At 65.7% G+C, this 17,427-nt stretch carries 15 protein-coding genes; 14 read left to right on the forward strand and 1 reads right to left on the reverse strand.

What is annotated here, in order from left to right; genetic code table 11:
- Positions 1–71 precede the first annotated feature (71 nt).
- Complete coding sequence (locus tag F2Q65_RS18120) at positions 72–1,124, forward strand: Rpn family recombination-promoting nuclease/putative transposase (protein ID WP_211354093.1); 1,053 nt, start codon at positions 72–74, stop codon at positions 1,122–1,124.
- A 49-nt stretch (positions 1,125–1,173) separates the two neighbouring features.
- Here the strand turns inward: F2Q65_RS18120 and F2Q65_RS18125 are convergent, their stop codons facing one another.
- Entirely contained in the window at positions 1,174–3,951 is a 2,778-nt protein-coding gene (locus F2Q65_RS18125; protein WP_150094814.1) for a DNA phosphorothioation-associated putative methyltransferase, read from the reverse strand.
- Positions 3,952–4,080: 129 nt separating this feature from the next.
- Here F2Q65_RS18125 and F2Q65_RS18130 point away from each other — a divergent pair, with 129 nt between their 5' ends.
- From F2Q65_RS18130 to hepT, 13 genes are all read left to right on the forward strand, one after another.
- Positions 4,081–4,374 (forward strand): type II toxin-antitoxin system RelE/ParE family toxin, encoded by a 294-nt coding sequence (locus F2Q65_RS18130; protein WP_150094815.1) that lies wholly within the window; start codon positions 4,081–4,083, stop codon positions 4,372–4,374.
- On the forward strand, positions 4,371–5,549 hold the full coding sequence (locus F2Q65_RS18135) for a cysteine desulfurase family protein (RefSeq protein WP_150094816.1): 1,179 nt from the start codon (positions 4,371–4,373) through the stop codon (positions 5,547–5,549). Before F2Q65_RS18130 ends, F2Q65_RS18135 begins: the two co-directional genes overlap by 4 nt.
- A gap of 768 nt (positions 5,550–6,317) precedes the next feature.
- Complete coding sequence (locus F2Q65_RS18140) at positions 6,318–8,102, forward strand: AAA family ATPase (RefSeq protein ID WP_150094823.1); 1,785 nt, start codon at positions 6,318–6,320, stop codon at positions 8,100–8,102.
- Between the two features lie 7 nt (positions 8,103–8,109).
- Positions 8,110–8,328 (forward strand): hypothetical protein, encoded by a 219-nt coding sequence (locus F2Q65_RS18145; RefSeq protein ID WP_150094817.1) that lies wholly within the window; start codon positions 8,110–8,112, stop codon positions 8,326–8,328.
- Positions 8,325–8,792, forward strand: a complete 468-nt coding sequence (locus tag F2Q65_RS20255) for an FAD-binding domain-containing protein (RefSeq protein ID WP_281291065.1) — start codon at positions 8,325–8,327, stop codon at positions 8,790–8,792. Before F2Q65_RS18145 ends, F2Q65_RS20255 begins: the two co-directional genes overlap by 4 nt.
- 538 nt (positions 8,793–9,330) lie before the next feature.
- The gene (locus tag F2Q65_RS18155; RefSeq protein WP_246156358.1) at positions 9,331–10,227 is read left to right on the forward strand and encodes a DUF4007 family protein; all 897 of its coding nucleotides are present in this window, start codon (positions 9,331–9,333) and stop codon (positions 10,225–10,227) included.
- 2 nt (positions 10,228–10,229) lie between these two features.
- Positions 10,230–11,522, forward strand: a complete 1,293-nt coding sequence (locus F2Q65_RS18160) for a hypothetical protein (RefSeq protein WP_211354094.1) — start codon at positions 10,230–10,232, stop codon at positions 11,520–11,522.
- A gap of 102 nt (positions 11,523–11,624) precedes the next feature.
- Positions 11,625–12,209 carry a class I SAM-dependent methyltransferase gene (locus F2Q65_RS18165; protein WP_246156359.1) on the forward strand — a complete coding sequence of 195 codons (585 nt, stop codon included), beginning with the start codon at positions 11,625–11,627 and terminating at the stop codon, positions 12,207–12,209.
- A gap of 2 nt (positions 12,210–12,211) precedes the next feature.
- Positions 12,212–15,184: a DEAD/DEAH box helicase family protein gene (locus F2Q65_RS18170; RefSeq protein ID WP_150094818.1), complete on the forward strand. Its 2,973-nt coding sequence runs from the start codon at positions 12,212–12,214 to the stop codon at positions 15,182–15,184.
- A 5-nt stretch (positions 15,185–15,189) separates the two neighbouring features.
- Positions 15,190–15,744: a hypothetical protein gene (locus F2Q65_RS18175; protein ID WP_150094819.1), complete on the forward strand. Its 555-nt coding sequence runs from the start codon at positions 15,190–15,192 to the stop codon at positions 15,742–15,744.
- A gap of 104 nt (positions 15,745–15,848) precedes the next feature.
- Entirely contained in the window at positions 15,849–16,430 is a 582-nt protein-coding gene (locus F2Q65_RS18180) for a lipid-binding SYLF domain-containing protein (protein ID WP_150094820.1), read from the forward strand.
- A gap of 28 nt (positions 16,431–16,458) precedes the next feature.
- Positions 16,459–16,905 carry a nucleotidyltransferase domain-containing protein gene (locus tag F2Q65_RS18185; protein ID WP_170265809.1) on the forward strand — a complete coding sequence of 149 codons (447 nt, stop codon included), beginning with the start codon at positions 16,459–16,461 and terminating at the stop codon, positions 16,903–16,905.
- On the forward strand, positions 16,892–17,335 hold the full coding sequence (hepT, locus tag F2Q65_RS18190; RefSeq protein WP_150094821.1) for a type VII toxin-antitoxin system HepT family RNase toxin: 444 nt from the start codon (positions 16,892–16,894) through the stop codon (positions 17,333–17,335). The genes F2Q65_RS18185 and hepT overlap by 14 nt, the downstream gene beginning before the upstream one ends.
- Positions 17,336–17,427: the final 92 nt, after the last annotated feature.

Genomic DNA, 17,427 nt, shown 5'->3' on the forward strand with positions numbered 1-17,427 from the left:
ACAGGCCACACCGGCGGATGCGCTTCGCTTATCCGCCCTACAGTGTTCACCTTGTTTTGGGCGCGTTCCTAATGGTCATTCAGCCCCAGGCCTGCTCCCTGCGGGTGCCGTTTCGGTCTACAATCCGGCGCATGCACGAGGACGATGCCGGCTACAAGCTGCTGTTCTCCGCTCCCGAGGTGGTGCGCGACCTGGTGCTGGGCTTCATCCCCGACGCCTGGCTGCACGGGCTGGACTACAGCACCCTGGAGAAGGTCTCCAGCGACTACGTCACCGACGACCTGCGCCAGCGCAGCGACGACGTGGTCTGGCGGGTGAAGGCCGGTGACGACTGGCTGTATCTGTACATCCTGATCGAATTCCAGAGCCGTGTGGACCCGTTCATGGCCGTGCGCCTGCTGGTCTACATCGGCCTGCTCTACCAGGACCTGATCCGGCGCAAGGAGATCGCGCCCGGGCGACCGCTGCCGCCGGTGCTGCCCATCGTGCTCTACAATGGAGGCAGTATCTGGAGTGCGCCGGAAGACCTCGCCGACCTGTTACCGAAGGTCCCGGGGCTGGTGTCCGACTTCCTGCCCCGGCTCAAGTACCTGCTGATCGATGAGAATCGCTACGCGGAGGCGGACCTGGCGGGCATGCGCAACCTGGTTGCCGCCATCATCCGCTTCGAGCATCCGGCCGAAGACCGCGACCTGTTGCGGCTGATCGACCTGCTCAACGACTGGCTGGCGGGCCAGCCGGAACTGCGCCGGCAGTTTGCCATCTGGATACGCGCGCTGCTGCGCCGACGCAGCCGCAACCAGCTGGTCATCCCCGACGTCTACGACCTGACGGAGCTGAAAATGACACTGGCGGAAAAATTCGATCAATGGGCCGAGGAGTACAAGCGCAAGGGGCTGCAGGAAGGACGCCTGGCAGGACTTCAAGAAGGCCGGCAGGAAGGCCGGCAGGAAGGTCGCCTGGAGGGCGAGGTTCTGCTGCTTCAGCGTCAGCTGAGTCGTCGCTTCGGCCCCCTGCCGGCGCAGGTGCTGGAGCGCCTTGCCAGTGCATCGCTGGAAGACATCGAGACCTGGGGCGACCGGGTGCTCGATGCGAACTCGCTGGAAGAGGTCCTGCGCCGCTGACCCGTCGATCGCAAGCGGCACTGCATTCACGCCCTTGGTCGCCCAGTATTTAGTTCCCCAGTGTCCGGAATGCTCGATCGCGACCAATGCCGGCGGCAGGCGACACGCCGGCGCAGAGGAACTGCTCGACCGACACCACCTTCGGCACGAGCCGCCCGGACTTGCCCGGCCGCATCAGCACCACCTGGCGGCTGTGCTGCGGTCCGTAACTGACATGGATCGGCAGATTGGGGCCGTAGAAGTACAGCCGGTCGAACGGCGTGTGCTCGACGATCCAGCGCGCCACCTCCAGCATGTCCTCGTCGTCGATGACGAAGTCCACCGCGGCGCCCAGCCGCTCGCAGACCGGATTGCCCAGGCGGTTGCGCTCATGCGCCGCGTGCTGGTCGCGCTTGGGATCGATGCGCCCCGGGATCCGCCGCGCCAGGGCCGGCGAGCAGAAGCCATAGGTCAGCCGGATCATGCCGAACCAGTCGATCACCGGGTCCAGCACCTGCTCGGCAAGCTCGAGCAGCGCATTCCAGCTCTCGGGCGCCTTGGGTAGATTCTCGAGCCGGGTCTCCTCCCAGGTCTCGCCGCACTCGATGAGCTGGCGAAAGCTCAGGAACCGGCCGCAGGTGTCATCCAGCGCCGGCGGCGTCAGCGAGCGGCACAACTGGAAGCCATCCAGCGTCCAGCGGTGCCGCGCCAGGGTGTCGAGCAGCACGCGCGGCGCCGGTCCGTAGCCTGAGAGGTCGAGCAGCCCAAGCCCGTCGAGCGCCTCGTCGAAGGCGAGCTGCTGCGGGTAGCCGGGATCTTCCTCGTTGATGTAGCGCGACTTCCAGTACAGGAATGGCGGCTCGTAGTCGTCGCCATAGCCGAAATAATCGAACTCCTGCTCGCGCAGCCGGATCTTCACCCGCTCCAGCAGCCGCGGCAGCGGCTGGCCATCGAAGTCGTCGAAGCGCATCAGCGTCAGCTTGCCGGAGCCGATGTGGATCTTGACCAGATCGGCACTGCGCCAATCACCATAGAGCATCGCCGCGGCCGCCGCATAGATGCGCAGCAGCGCGGGCAGTTGCTCCACCAGGCTGGCGTGCAGCTGCAGCGAGCCGCGCGCGCCCTGCTCGCCGTCTGCATCCTCGGGCGCGCCGCCCCCTCGCTCCAGCCAGCCGAGGCCATGCTCGGCGGCCTCGCGACAGGCCTGGCCGATGGCCTGCACATCGGCGATCTGCAGCAGCCGCGCCCAGCCGGCAGACTGCGCCGCGCCGTAGTCGCCGAAGAACTGCTTGATGTCGCGCTGCAGGCCTGGCTCCAGGTGCTTGTAAGGCCGGCGACGCTCGAATTGCATGAGCGCGAAATAGACCTCCAGGTCGGCAACGCGGGCCGACGCGACCTCGCCCAGGAGGCCGTCGACCATCTCATCGCCCAGCGCGGTGCGCTTGTGCGCCTCCAGAAAGCGCAGCGCCTTGCCCAGGCTGCCGAAGCCCTCGGCCAGGGTCAGCAGGTCCGCAACCTCGGCCTTGTCGGGCTTGCGCCCAAGGCTGAGCCAATCGTCCCAAAGCCGCTCCAGCGGCGACTGATAGGCGGCATACTGCTCCGCCGCGCGATCACGGCGCTGCCGCGGCTCGCGTACCGGGCGCAGCCGCGCGCTTGGCTCGCGCAACCGGTTGCCGCGCCGACGGTAGCGCTCGAGCAGAAAGCGCTGCTCGCTGTCCTTGTCGCGGAAGACATAGAGCACACCAGGCGCCACGGCAATGGGCTCCTCGTCCAGCGCCTGGGTCAGGAAGGCCTTGATCTCGGCCTGGCTGTAGTACTTCTGAAAGGTCCCACGCTTGGTCAGCACACCGTCGCGAAACCGGTCGCCGCGCGGGTCGTTCTGGTTGGCCAGCATCACCGAGACCACGAGCAGCCGCTCGGCCAGGGACCAGGCCCGCGTCAGCGCCTCGAGCCGCTCGTCGAAGTCCTCGATGACGTTGATGACAAAACCCAGATTGACGATATCCGCGGGCTCGATCGGCCCGTCGGGGGCGTAATAGGGGTCCCAGCCAGCGGCCGAAATGCCGTTCTCGCGCAGGCCGCGCAGATCGTCGCCGCGCCCGCAGCCGTAGTCGAACAGGCGATAGCGCCCATCGAGAAAGCCGTGCCGGGCCAGGCTCTGCACCGGCGCCGAGAAGCCGTAGCGCACCATGGCCGTGAGCTGGCGTGCTGCCTCCCAGCCGGTATGCAGTGGCTCTGACGTCTCAACGCCAGTTCCTCCGCCAGTCCCTCCGCCAGATTCACCGCCAATCTCTTCGCCGCTCCCACCCTTGCTCCCACCCGGCGCGATCTCGTCACGGGCGCCCTCGACATTCCCCAGGGGCACCAGGGCGTGGCCATCGATGCGATAGCCCTTCTCGCGCACCAGCGCCAGCCACTGGCGCTGATAGCCGATGCGCGTGGTGTCGTCGAACAGCCCGATGGACTCCGCTGCCGCCGTCAGCGCCGCATACTCGTCCCGACGCGGATGATCAGCCGGCAGCAGCAGCTCCTTGCGGTGCAGGATCGGCGGATTCAGCGAGTCGGCATAGGTGCGATAGCCAACCTCCCCTGTGCTGGGCTCGAAACGCCAGCTTTCGCGCAGTGTCGGGAAAGGGTCGTCGAAAAAGTCGGCATAATGCAGCAATGCGATCTGGCCATCCGCGTCCAGCCGCACCACATTGAATTGCTCACCGCGCACGATCTCCGCGGCCTGCTCGGCCTGTGCGATCGCCCGCTCCCAATCGGCCCGCCGCCCCTCGTCCAGGGCCGGCAAGGCGTCCAGATGCAGATAGGTCCGGCGGCCGATGATCTTTCCAGGATTGGTCATGTGCCTGGCATCATAACTCTCACGCATTTTTGCAAACATACCCCAGTCGCCCTGCTGTCGGGCTTGCGTGGGTAAGACAAAGTCTTATAGTCCGGCTTGATGTCAATGAGGTAGGCTCAGGCACGCTGGATGATTGAGGTTCACAAGCAAGCGGCCGCCGAGGACGATTTGGTCGCGATCTGGCGTGACTCGTTCGAGACCTGGGGCGCGGAGCAGGCCGACCGCTATCTCGACGAACTGAGCGAGGGCTTGGCCGCGCTTGCAGCCAATCCGCATCCTGCACGAGCGCATGGACCCGGATCGCCACATGAACACCCACTGACCGGAGCTCCAGAGACCTACCGGCAGACAACCGAATGCCGGCCCCTGAAGAGAACCTGGCCTGCGTCCGCAGCCGGAAATACGCAAAATAGGCGACCATGACACCAATCAACAAGCCCCTGTACCTCGACACGGCAGCCACCACCCCGCTGGCGCCCGAGGTGATTGCCGTCATGGTCGAGGCCTTGGGCGATCCGACCGGCTACGCCAATCCATCCTCCGCCGAGCATGTGCCGGGCCGCGCCGCCGCGGCGCTGATCGAGGCCGCGCGCGGCCGCGTTGCCCGCGAGCTCGGCTGCGAGGCCGACGAGGTGGTCTTCACCTCCGGCGCCACCGAGAGCATCAATCTTGCGCTGCGCGGCATCGCCCTGGCGCATGCCGGCCAGGGCCGGCACATCGTCACCTCCCGGATCGAGCACAAGGCCACACTCGCCTGCTGCAAGTCACTGGAACAAGAGGGCTTCGAGATCAGCTACGTCGACCCCGAGCGCGACGGCCGGGTGAGCCCGGAGGCCATCGCCGCGGCCCTGCGCCCGGACACCTTGCTGATCTCGCTCATGCACACCAACAACGAGACCGGCGTCATCCAGCCCGTCGAGGCCGTCGCAGAGGTCGCCACGCAGCACGGCGTGCTGCTGCACGTGGATGCCGCGCAGGCCGCCGGCAAGCTCAAGATCGACATGGGTGCCAGCGGCATCGACCTGCTCTCGCTCTCGGCGCACAAGTTTCATGGCCCCAAGGGTGCCGGCTGCCTGCTGATTCGCGACCGCCGCCGGCTGCGTCTGCGACCCCTCTGCTATGGCGGCGGTCAGGAATTCGGCCTGCGTCCGGGCACCCTCGCCACGCATCAGATCCTGGGTCTTGCCGCCGCCCTGGAGCTGGCCGCCGAGCGCCGGGCGCACGACCTGCAGCACGTCGCCGACCTCAAGGCGCAGTTTCTCGAACGGCTCGGCGCCGCGCTGCCGCTGCAGGTCCACGGCAGCCCGCAACAGGCCTCCCCTTACATCGTCAACCTCTCCATCGACGGTATCCGCAGCGACGCCCTGATCAACCAGACCGCCGCCGACATCGCCATCGCCTCCGGCTCGGCCTGCTCCTCCGGCACGGTCGATCCCTCGCCCGTGCTACGGGCAATGGGCGTCGCGGAGGAGGCGCTCTACGGCGCGGTGCGCGTCAGCTTCGCACCCCAGCACACACCGGCCGAGATCGCCTTCGCGGCCGACGCCATCATCGCCGCCGTTCAACGCATCCGCGCCGCGGAAGCCGAACGCCCCTAGGCACTGGCGACAACGCATCCGGGGCACGCGAGGGCGAGCGGTGTAGCGTGGGCAACGCGCAGCATGCCCACCCTCCGCCAATGTGTGACTCAGCGCCGACGGCGCCATCTACCACCAGCGCGAGATCAGCGTATACCAAAGAAATCCTTAGGAACGCGCCCAAAACAAGGTGAACACTCTAGGGCGGATAAGCGAAGCGCATCCGCCGTTGTGGCCTGTGGCGGATGCGCTTCGCTTATCCGCCCTACCGTGCATCCGTGTAGGTTATTTCTGGATCGTGCCTTATCGTCAGGCGGATGCCTTCTTCCGGCGAGTCAACAAGGGTTTTCGGGCCAAGCCAAACGCTGAATGAAGTGAACTGTCCCCGAACTGCCCCGGAACTGTTTTCTGGCGCAGCCCCTTCCTGGGCCTATCCCCGAGGCGCACGTGATAACCGACCGAGATCGCCAGGTAAATTCCGATTCACCCTGCATTTTCTCTGCATTCTGCCCCTCCGCGGTTCAACACACCTTCGCCCGAGGGCGGACCGCGCTAAACTTGTGCGCAGCAGCACTGCTGCTATTCCAGGAGCGGCTGTTCCGCCCCTGGTGGTTCGAGACCGGCACGCCGACCTTTCTGGTGGACCTGCTCACCAAGCGCCAGAGCCGCGGGCGCCGCTCCGGGACCCGTCCAGTTGCGGAGACACCCGCCTGGGTGGCGTTGCGCGTCTTTGCTAGACTGCGAAGAAGCCCCTCCCCCAGCGGTGGCGTCACCGAACCCGGAACAGCCATGAAATTCCCCTACGGCCTGAGCGATTTCGGCGCCCTGATTGAGCAAGGCTACTGGTATCAGGATCGTACCGACCGTATCGCGTCGCTGGAGGACACGGGCCGGCAACTGATCTTTCTGCGCCCGCGCCGCTTCGGCAAGAGCCTGCTGCTGTCGATGCTGGAGCATTACTACGATCTGAACCGCGCGGGGCATTTCGAGGCCTTGTTCGGGGGGCTCGCCGTCGGGCGCGCGCCGACCCCGCTGCGCAATCAGTACTTCGTCATGCGCTGGGACTTTTCCCTGGTGCAGGCCCACGGCGAGGTGGACGACATCGAGGCGGCGCTGCATCAGCATCTGAACGACTGCATCAGCGCCTTCCATCAGCGCTATGCCGATCGCCTACCGGTGCCGATCGCGATTCACCCCAGCAATGCGCTCTCATCCTTCGCCTCAGCCCTGTCGGCGATCTCCCAGACCCCACACAAGCTTTACCTGCTGATTGACGAATACGACAACTTCGCCAACGAGGTGCTGATGGCCGACCGTGACGGCAGTCGCGATCGCTATGCCGCGCTGCTCTATGGCGAGGGGCTGCTGAAGACGGTGTTCAAGGCGGTGAAGGCCGCCGCCGGTGGCCTGGGGCTGGATCGGGCGTTCATCACCGGCGTCTCACCGGTTGTCTTGAGCGACATGACCAGCGGCTACAACGTCGGCGAGAACATCTACCTGGAATCCGGCTTCAACGCCCTGTGCGGCTTCACCGAGGCCGAGGTGGAGACGGTCCTGACCCAACTGACCGATGAGAGCAAGGGCAAGGGCAGCGACTGGTCGCCTGCGGATGCGCTGGCCACCATGCGCACCTTCTACAACGGCTATCGCTTCAGCGAGGAGGCCGACGAGAGCCTCTACAACCCGACCCTGAGCCTGTACTTTCTCAAGGCCCTGGGGCAGCAGGGCCGCTATCCCCGGCGCATGCTCGATGAGAATCTGGCCATGGACCGCAACAAGCTGCTCTACATCGCCCGCCTGCCCCATGGGGAGGACCTGCTCATCGACGCCCTGAGCGGCGACGATCGGGTGCTGATCCCGGAGCTGATCCAGCGCTTCGGCGTGGAAGATGTGCTGCGGGCAGTCAAAGACCAGCCGTTCATGGCCTCGTTACTGTATTTCTTCGGCATCCTGACCCTGGCCGGACTGACGTCCTTCAACGAGTGCCTGCTGCGCATCCCCAATCTGGTGGCCCGCGGGCTGTATGTGGAGCGCCTGCGCGAGCGCTGGCTGACCGATCCGCAGGATCAGCGGGACTTGCCAGCGCTGGTGCGGCGCCTGGGCCAGCAAGCGGATCTGGCCCCCTTGGCGGACTTTATCGAGCAACGCTATTTTCGAGTGCTGTCCAACCGCGACTACCGCTGGAGCAACGAGCTGCTGGTGAAGTTCGCGTTCCTGACGCTGCTGTTCGACGACCGGCTGTACATGGCCGTCTCGGAGCTGGAGACCGACCGCGGCTATGCGGACCTGGCCCTGATCCTGCGCCCGGACATGCGCCGCTTCCAGGCGCTGGATCTGTTGCTGGAGTTCAAGTACCTGGGGCTGAAGGAGCTGGGGCTCACCGGCGAGCAGGTGCGCAAGCAGTCGCGGGAGGCGTTGGCCACCCTGCCCGCCGTCGCGGCGAAGCTGGATGAGGCCGCCGCGCAAGCGGCGAACTACGGCGCCACCCTGCGCGAGCGCTACGGCCTGAAGGATCTGCGCGCCTTCGCCGTGGTGGCCCTGGGGGTGGAGCGGCTGGTGTGGCGGGCGCTCTGACCTTGGATTGTTACGCCGGAAGCAAACCATTCGAATTTCCAACCGCAGAGGCGCAGAAGACGCAGAGCGCACACGGAGAAACGTCAATTCACCCTTTCTTGTCTGCGGGTTTTGCCTGCTCACCGAGCGCCAGACCTGGCTGCCTCAGCTCGGCCAACTCGAAACCGATGCGGTCTTGCTCTCGACCTTCGATGTCGACCGGATGACCACCGAGGCGCTGATGTGATTAAGAGAGAAGGCCCAGGCCCCAGCGCGGGTCGCCTTGGAAGCACCGCGGGTTGTTGCGCCGGGCCCCGAGGTCGGCGGCTGTACCGGGCCGCCGGCCTCTCCAGTCTGCCGCCGCCCGCGCATGATGCCGCGGCCTTCAGGCGCTGGTGCCTGGGGTGTAGCGGCCAGGCGCTGGTGGATGCCGGCATGCGCGAGCTGGCGGCCACCGGCTATCTCTCCAACCGCATGCGCCAGATCGTCGCCAGCTTCCTGATCCACGACCTGGCCTGCGACTGGCGCGCCGGGGCCGCCTGGTTCGAGTCCCAGCTGATCGACTACGACGTCTACAGCAATCAGGGCAACCGGCTCTACATCGCCGGCCGCGGTACCGACCCCCGCGGCGGCCGCCGCTTCGATCCGCTCAAGCAAGCCCGGGAGCATGATCCGGACGGAAGCTATCGCCACCGCTGGACCGAGGCATAACGCCAAAAACCGCTGAGCGACGCATGCTCAGCACGCCCACTGCTCGGCGTATGACGCCGCTCAGTGAACGCTGGCTACGCGCTAAACCGCCATCACAATCCCCGCCAAACCCGAAGTAGACGCCTCGCAAGCGCCAAGCCAGCCCACGGCATCAGCAGAAGCCTGAGCACGCCGAAAAATTTTCACACGATTAGATTACGACTCACGGAAAGAATTCTCACACGCATTGAGAGATTCCGGCTGTTCCTCGCTACAATAACGAGCCATTTCCGACCTATAGACGAAGCTCCGGCGAGCCAACACTCATGCTGAACTGGAACTGCCACGACGATTCAGATAAGCTCATGTGTCCCCATGAAGACATCGGCCTTGAAGATCGTAAACATTTCGGACCATAACAAACGGTCCGCTGCATGACCCGATGCAAGGGGCGTCGACGGTCACCCGAAAACACTTAGATTAAACAGCATCCTGTGTTTTGCTGACAGGCGCGGCGCACCTGCATGGCCCATTCGCCTCCCCCGGTTAAGACGACCGCATGATGAGACTAGCGCGCGACAAGGCCACCTTTGGCCGCCACGAGACCTTTCCGCTTCGCTATGGCTGGCTGCCGAAGGGCTACGAATCCCTCAAGCAAGACCCGCAGCTGCTCAGCGACGCCGAGCGGGCCATGATCACCCTGGGTGTCGGCCGCAACATGGTCAATGCCATCCATTACTGGCTACAGGTCGCGGGCGTGATCGACTTCAGCGACGGACCGGCCCGGCCCACTCGGCTCGGCCAGGCCATGCTCGGCACCCAAGGCGATCCCTACCTCGAAGACGACGCCACGCTCTGGATCCTGCATTGGCTGATCGCCTCCAACGCCGAGCATGCAACGGGTTTCTTCTGGTTTTTTAACCACTTCGCCATGCCGCGGTTTCGCGATGCAGACGCCCTTAGCGGGCTGACCGAATTCGTCGGGCAGGCGCTCAAGGCTGGCCGCTCGCAGAGCACGCTCAAATCCGACATCTCAACGCTGCTGCGCATGTATGCCGCCGTCGAAGGCCGCACCGATGAGCATCTCGACTCCCCGCTCGCGCAGCTCGGCCTCGTTGAGCCCGACGCGGACGGCGGCTATCGCAGCGTCCGCAGCTCGCGCCCCTTTCTGCCACCGTTCGCGCTGCATTTCGCGCTTTCGCAGCGCTTTCGGGCGGACCCAACGCAGCCCGCACTGCCGGTGCGCGTGCTGCTTTATGGCGGCGACGGCTGGGCCGCCCCAGGCGCCGTTTTCCGCCTCAGCGAAGAGGGGCTCATGGGCACCCTGGAGCGGGTCATCGAGCACTACCCGCACAGCTACGAGCTGCGCGACACCGCCGGCGTGCATCAGATCTACCGCCGTACCGAAGTCAGCGATCCGCTCGACGTCCTGCGCGCCTATTACCAAAGGAAATGACCGTGCCGCCATTGGACCAGCCGCTTGATCGGACTGCGGATCAGGCCCCGAACCAGCCGCTGGATCGACGCGTTCGCATCGGCGCGGTCTACACCCGTTCCATCAACCTCGCGCGCGACGGCAATACCCCCGAGCTGGTTCGCGCCTATCTGCCCACCTCGCGCGCATTGCAATCGCTACGGCAGATCGCGGACGGTCTGACCAAAGACGCACACAATCGCGCCCTGGCCCTGATCGGACCCTATGGGTCCGGAAAATCCACCCTCGGGCTCTTCGCTGGCGCCCTGCTCGCCGCCCCCGAGACCGAGCTGCACCAGGCCGCGACCACCGTGCTCGACGGCGCCGACCGCGACCTCAGCGAGCGCTTCCGCAGCGCCGTCGCCGGGCAGCGCGGCTACTTGCGCGTCACCGTCAACGGCATCCCCGACTCCCTGGTCCGACAGCTCATGCTGGCGCTCGCCATCGCCGTCGAGCAGGCGGGGCTGCCGCCGGCACTGCAAGAGGAACTGCTCGGCGTTGCCGAGTCCGGCGCGCCCATGGATGCTGTGCTCAAGCTCGTCTCGCGCGTGCAGCGCGCCTGGGCCTACGCCGGCGGCAGTGGGGTGCTGATCGAGCTCGACGAACTTGGCAAGATCCTCGAATACGAGTCGTTCCACCCACAGCGGCGCGAGATCCATCTGCTGCAGTTGCTCGCCGAGCATGCCCAGCAAGCCAGCCCCACGCCGCTGCAGGTGCTGGTCATGCTGCACCAGGCCTTCGAGCACTACAGTCACCGCTTGGGCAAGCAACTGCGCGACGAATGGCAGAAGGTACAGGGCCGCTTCGAGGCCAACGCCTTTCTGGAGCCGGCGGAGCAGGCGCTGCGCGTCGTCGGCGCCGCCTTCGAGCGCGACGGCGCACTGCCCGCCGCGGTCTCCGCGCAGCTCGATCGTGCCAGCGCCACCCTCACCGCCGAGGGCGCCCTGCCGTTGGGTCTCGAGGCCGAGAAGGCGCGTCAGCTCTTCGACCGCTGTTACCCGCTGCACCCGGTCACGCTGCTCATCCTGCCCACGCTCTGTCAGAAGGTCGCGCAAAACGAGCGCACGCTGTTTTCGTATCTCGGCAGCAGCGAGCCCTATGGACTCGGCGAGCGGCTCGGCAGCGTCGCCTGGTCGCCGCCGTCTCCTGCGGGAGGCGGTGCCGAGCGCCTTCGTCTTGCCCCCTTCTGGCATGCCCCCGAGCCCGCTCCAGCACGCCACTACAGCCTGCCACGCGCGTTGCGCGCGAGGTGGCTGCCCCATGTGTCCGGTCCTTGACCTCACATCCAGGACTCGACTACCCTCCGGCTTCACCGCCGGATTAGACCCTCAGGGTGGCTTGAATTTCCTATCCGTTATCGAGCTGGTTCAGCGGCGGACGTGAGCATTGACTATTACCAGAACCACGCGGCGACCTTCTTCGACGATACTGTCGACGTGGACATGGCTCCACTCCATCGCCGATTCCTCTCGCTGTTGCGGAACCCGGCGCACGTCCTCGACGCTGGGTGTGGCTCTGGCCGCGATGCGCTGGCCTTCGCGACGCTCGACTGCGCGGTGACCGCCTTCGACGCCTCCCCCGCCCTCGTCGAATTGGCCGAGCAGCACTGCGGCCAGCCCGTCCAGTGCTTACGTTTCCAGGACGTCACCTGGCAAAGCGAGTTCGACGGCATCTGGGCCTGCGCCAGCCTGCTGCATGTGTCGGAGCCCGAGCTTCCAGAGGTGATGCAGCGAATGCGCGACGCTCTGAAGCCGCGTGGCATCCTCTACGCCTCCTTCAAGTACGGCCGCGGTGAGCGTGAGCACCACGGCCGGCGCTTCACCGACCTTGACGAGCCGGGGCTCGCGGCACTGCTGCGGCAAGTGACTGGTCTGGAAGAGGTGGAGACCTGGACCACCGGCGATCGTCGGCCGGGCCGCGAGTCGGAGCGCTGGCTGAATACCTTGCTGCGAAGGACAGACTGAGCTTGCCGCAGTTCCTGACCACCGGCGGGACGGGCGACCCCTTTCTGCCGCACCTGCTGGAGGCGATTCGGAGCGCAGACCGGATCGATCTGGCGGTGGCCTTCATCAAGTCCAGCGGACTGGCGATGATCTATCGGGCGCTGGACGATGCGATCGATATACGCGGCGCCCGACTTCAGGTGCTGACCAGCGATTATCTGGACGTCACTGACCCGCAAGCGTTGCGCAGCCTGATGCTGTTGGCGGAACGCGGCGCCGATATTCGGGTATTCGAGGCCGAGCGGCAGAGCTTTCATCTCAAGGCGTACATCTGTACTAGAACCCGCGAGGGCGAGACGGTCTGGGGTGCGGCCTTCGTCGGTTCCAGCAACCTGAGCCGCACCGCGCTGACCGATGGGCTGGAGTGGAACCTTCGGGTGGCGCCGACGGATGACGCGGAGTCCGCCGACAGCAGACGTTTCCGCGAGATTCGCGACCGGTACGAGGCCCTGTTCGGCCATCCTCGGGTGCAGCCTCTGGATTACCCCTGGATCGAGCGCTACGAGGCGCGTCGGCGCCTGGTGCAGCATCTGCTCGTCGCGGCCGGTTGCGAGGAGCCCGAGGATAGGTATCTGGAGGCGGCGCCGGAGCCGTCGGAGGTCCAGCGCGAGGCCCTCGCCGCGCTGGCGGAGACCCGCGAGCAGGGTTTCCGGCGCGGCCTGGTGGTGATGGCGACCGGACTCGGCAAGACCTATCTGGCCGCCTTCGACAGTCAGACGATGGGCGCGGAGCGGGTACTGTTCGTCGCCCACCGCGAGGAGATCCTGTTGCAGGCGGAGGCGAGCTTCCAGCGGGTGCATCCAAGCGCGCGCGTCGGCCACTACACCGGCGCCCGCAAGCAGACCGACGTCGATCTGCTGTTCGCGTCGGTGCAGACGCTGGGGCAGGCGCAGCATCTGGAGCGCTTCGCGCCGGACCACTTCGATTACGTGGTGGTCGACGAATTCCACCACGCCGCGGCACCCACCTACCGCCGGCTGCTGCAACACCTGCGCCCGCGCTTCCTTCTGGGGCTCACCGCGACGCCGGAGCGCACGGACCAGTCGGACATCCTGAGCCTGTGCGACGACAACCTGGTCTACAGTCGGCACCTGTTCGACGGCATCGAGCTCGGGCTGCTCTGTCCCTTCCGCTACTTCGGCATCTACGACGAGACGGTGGACTACCGAGAGGTTCCCTGGCGCAACGGGCGCTTCGACCCGCAGGCGCTGGAGAACAAGCTCGCCACCCAGGGCCGCGCCCGCCACGCGCTGCGGTACTGGCGCGAGCAGGGCCGGGAGCGCACCCTTGCCTTCTGCGTGTCACGCAGCCACGCGGACTTCATGGCCGATCGCTTCCAGCGCGAGGGCATCCGTGCCGCCGCCGTCTATCGCGGCTCGCCCCTGGAGCGCAGCGAGGCGCTGGAACGGCTGGAGCAGGGTCGTCTCCAGGTCATCTTTTCCGTGGACCTGTTCAACGAGGGCGTCGATCTACCCGCCATCGACACCGTGTTGATGCTACGCCCCACGGAGTCCAAGGTGCTGTTCCTGCAACAGCTCGGCCGCGGGCTGCGCCTGCATCCAGAGAAGGAACACCTGATCGTGCTGGACTTCATCGGCAACCACCAGGGCTTTTTGAACAAGCCCCAGGCGCTGTTCGATGTGGGCAGCAGCTATGGTCAGCTCGCGGCGTTCGGCCGTCGCGCCCGCGACGGTGAACTGAAGCTGCCGCCCGGCTGCTTCGCCAACTACGACCTGGCGATTATCGAGTTCCTGATCCGGCTCCAGGGCAAGGGACCGGCGACCGACTACCAAGTGCTGCGCGACTCCCTGAACCGTCGGCCGACACCGGCGGAGTTCTACCGCAGCGGATCCAGCATGCAGGGCCTTCGCAAACAACACGGCCACTGGTGGTCCCTGGTGGCAGACCAGGACGATCTGACACCGGACGAGGCCGCCTGCCTGGACCGGCACGCGGACTTCTTCCGCGAGGTGGAAACCACCAGCATGACCAAATGCTTCAAGGCCGTCCTGCTGGAGTCCATGCTGGACCTGGACGGCTTTCGCCAGCCCCCGACGGTCGAGGCCTTATCCGCCCAGGCGCTGGAGGTCTTTCGCCGCCGACGCGGCTTCATCGCCGACATCCACAAGGACCTGCGGCAGGTCGACGCCGTGGATGAGCGCAAATGGCTAAGCTACTGGAAGGGCAACCCCATCAATGCCTGGACCGGCGGCAACCGGAAGGACGACGCCAAGCGCTGGTTCGAGGTGGCCGAGGGCCGTTTCCGGCCGACCTTCTCGGTGGCCGAGGGCGAACACGCCACCTTCCAGACCATGGTCCAGGAACTGGTCGACTATCGCTTGGCGGCCTACGAGCCCCGGCTGCCGGTGGCCACGGCCGCCGATGATGCGGCAACTGATGCCGATGCGACGGATGCCACCGTCACGGGCACAGCGGAAGCGCCCGCAACCGGCGCGCGGATACTGCACTTTCCGGGGCCGGCGACTGTCGAGGCGTCGCCCGCCGTGGAAGGCGCCGAGGTCCCGTACTTCCCGGACCTGCGCATCGCCTGCGGCCACTTCCGCACCGGGCGCACGGACGTGGAAGAGACCTATCCCGTTCCAGCCGGGCACGGCGGCGTCGATCCGAGCCGGCACTTCGTCGCCCGCGCCACCGGCAACTCCATGAACGGCGGCAAGAACCCGGTACGCGATGGTGATTATCTGCTGCTGGAGTTGGTCGACCCGACCAAGGCCGGCTCCATCACCGGCCGCGTGATGGCCGTCGAGCGCCAGGACGCGACCGGCGATGACCAGTATGTGTTGCGCCGCGTCACCAAGCTGCCGGACGGCCGCTATGTGCTAAAGGCCGCGAACCCGGAGTATCCGGACTTCGAGGCGAACGAGGACATGCGCCCCATGGCCCGGTTGGTCGCAAGCTGGAGCGCGGACGGCTGAGTGTGATGTCTGTTCGGCCAAGACGTCATTCGTGGAACATCGAGGCCATCTACCGGGCGCTCGCGGCGGAGCGCGTCGAGGGCCTGCACCGGCGCTCGGCGGACTGGGTGAAGCCGCGCCTCGGCCTGGTCGCAACGATCCAGAAGGCCAATGCGGCCGAGTGCGAGCGCATCGAGCGAGAGCTCGTCGCGGCACCGGCCTATCTGTCTGGCGAGGACCAGGAACGGGTCGAGCGCTTGCTCGAGGCCGTGCATCAGCGGCTCAGCGTCCTGACCGAAGCGGAGCGCGCGCGGCGTGTCGCGGACTGGCTGGCCAGGTTCCCAACGCCCGAGGCCGTCGATGCGCTCGACAGACACGGCACCGAGGCCCTGCTGAAGCAGCTGCAGAGCCCGCCCGATGACCTCTCTGCCGCCGAGCGCGCCCGTCTGGACCCGGTCGCCACCGCCCTTGCGGCCCACTATGATCAGATGAGCATGGACGATATCCTTGCGCGCATCCGCCGCCTGTCGCTGGAGCGACAGCAACGGCTTTATGCCCTGCTGGCCGCCGAGCTCGGCTGAAGAAGCGAATAAGCGGTAAGCTGTCAGCTTTCCGCACCAAGCAGCGAGGAACAGCGCACAGAAGCGCTGCACAATCCCCGCGTGCGATGACCGAGCCGCGTCCTATGTCCTTGCAGATCTTCATTCGTATCTCAATGGTCTTCCTGCTCATCGGCCCCTGGGGCAGCGCCAGGGCCGACAAGTATCTGGAAGCGGTGTACTCCTTCGCCACCGCCGGCGAGAGTAGCCAGTTCTTCGGCAACAGTTACGGCTATGCGGTGTTTCCGACAATCGGCAAGGCCGGATTCGGCTGGGGCGGGGCCTCGGGCGAGGGGCGCGTCTATGTCGAGGGCGAGCATGTCGGGGATGCGCGTATGACAGAGATGACGATCGGCTGGCAACTTGGCGCGCAGGTCTACAGCATGATCATCTTTTTCCAGGATCGCCGCGCCTTCGAGGAATTCACGAGCAGCAGCTTCGAGTTCTCGGCACAGGCCAATGCGGTGGCCATCACCTCATCCGTCTCGGCCGCGGCCACCACGGCGGGCGCCTCCGCCGGTGCCAGCAAGAACCGCTACGACGCCTCAACCCTCGGCGTCGGATACCACAAGGGCATGGCGGTCTTCACCATCGCCAAGGGCGGACTCATGTACGAGGCCAGCCTTGGCGGGCAACGATTTACCTATACGCCGCTGGGTGGTGGCTAAGGCCCTCATCCTGAGATCCTCGTGTGACATGAAGACGCAAGCGAACGAAGGGCGGATCGCGCCACATCATCAAACACCGCTTGCGCTATCGGACCAAGCGCGTGATCGCCTGGCAGGGCTGGCGCGGGATCTTGGTTGGCGATTGGTGGTGCTCTTTGGCTCCACGGCCGCCGGTAAAACAGGACGAGATCTGGATCTGGCCGTCTTACCAAGCGGGCGACCCGACCTGATGGAATTAGGTCACTGGCACGCCTTGCTCGAGGGCTGGGCAGCCCCCCAACCCATTGATCTGCTGTTGATTACCGAGGACCTCTCACCCATCACGCGTTTCGAGGTGTTCCGCGCGGGCATCTGCTTATGGGAGGCGGAGGACGGCCTCTTCGATCGTGAACGGGACCGTGCCTTCTTCCTGTACGCAGATAGTGAGTGGATGAGAAGGCAACAAGGCGAGGTCTTGCGCGATGTCTTCGGCTAATGCTGTCATCGAGCGCAAGCTCGGCTATCTGAATCGATATCTGAGGGATCTCAGCGTCTATGCCGATCTCGATCAGAGTGCCCGACTGCGGGAACACTACGCCATCGAGCGCCTGCTGCAGCTCTTGTGCGAATGCGCGGCCGATATCGCCTTGCAACGACTGAAATCCGCTAAAGACACGCTGCCGACGAGCTATCGCGAAACCTTCCAGGCACTCGAGCGCCTCGACTTGCTGGAGCCGGCACTCGCGGCTGAGCTCATCAAGGCATGCGGCATGCGCAACATTCTGACGCATCTCTATGATGACCTGGATCTCACCCTTGTCATGAGTGCCATCGAACCTGCGCTCGATCTCTATCAAAGATTTGCAGCTTGGGTCATGGACTGGCTATCGACGGCTGCGGGTGAATCGCCTGATCGCTTCACTTAGGAACGCGCCCAAAACAAGGTGAACACTGTAGGGCGGATAAGCGAAGCGCATCCGCCGTTGTGGCCTGTGGCGGATGCGCTTCGCTTATCCGC

Source organism: Thiohalocapsa marina, from assembly GCF_008632335.1.
GTDB classification, from domain to species: domain Bacteria; phylum Pseudomonadota; class Gammaproteobacteria; order Chromatiales; family Chromatiaceae; genus Thiohalocapsa; species Thiohalocapsa marina.

Bases quoted from the DNA above. Each gene is read 5' to 3' on its own strand.
- hepT (WP_150094821.1), top strand. From the start codon at position 16,892: ATGTCTTCGGCTAATGCTGTCATCGAGCGCAAGCTCGGCTATCTGAAT.
- F2Q65_RS18180 (WP_150094820.1), top strand. From the start codon at position 15,849: ATGTCCTTGCAGATCTTCATTCGTATCTCAATGGTCTTCCTGCTCATC.
- F2Q65_RS18155 (WP_246156358.1), top strand. From the start codon at position 9,331: ATGATGAGACTAGCGCGCGACAAGGCCACCTTTGGCCGCCACGAGACC.
- F2Q65_RS18130 (WP_150094815.1), top strand. From the start codon at position 4,081: ATGATTGAGGTTCACAAGCAAGCGGCCGCCGAGGACGATTTGGTCGCG.
- F2Q65_RS18185 (WP_170265809.1), top strand. From the start codon at position 16,459: ATGAAGACGCAAGCGAACGAAGGGCGGATCGCGCCACATCATCAAACA.
- F2Q65_RS18175 (WP_150094819.1), top strand. From the start codon at position 15,190: ATGTCTGTTCGGCCAAGACGTCATTCGTGGAACATCGAGGCCATCTAC.
- F2Q65_RS18120 (WP_211354093.1), top strand. From the start codon at position 72: ATGGTCATTCAGCCCCAGGCCTGCTCCCTGCGGGTGCCGTTTCGGTCT.
- F2Q65_RS18125 (WP_150094814.1), bottom strand. From the start codon at position 3,951: ATGACCAATCCTGGAAAGATCATCGGCCGCCGGACCTATCTGCATCTG.
- F2Q65_RS18135 (WP_150094816.1), top strand. From the start codon at position 4,371: ATGACACCAATCAACAAGCCCCTGTACCTCGACACGGCAGCCACCACC.
- F2Q65_RS18140 (WP_150094823.1), top strand. From the start codon at position 6,318: ATGAAATTCCCCTACGGCCTGAGCGATTTCGGCGCCCTGATTGAGCAA.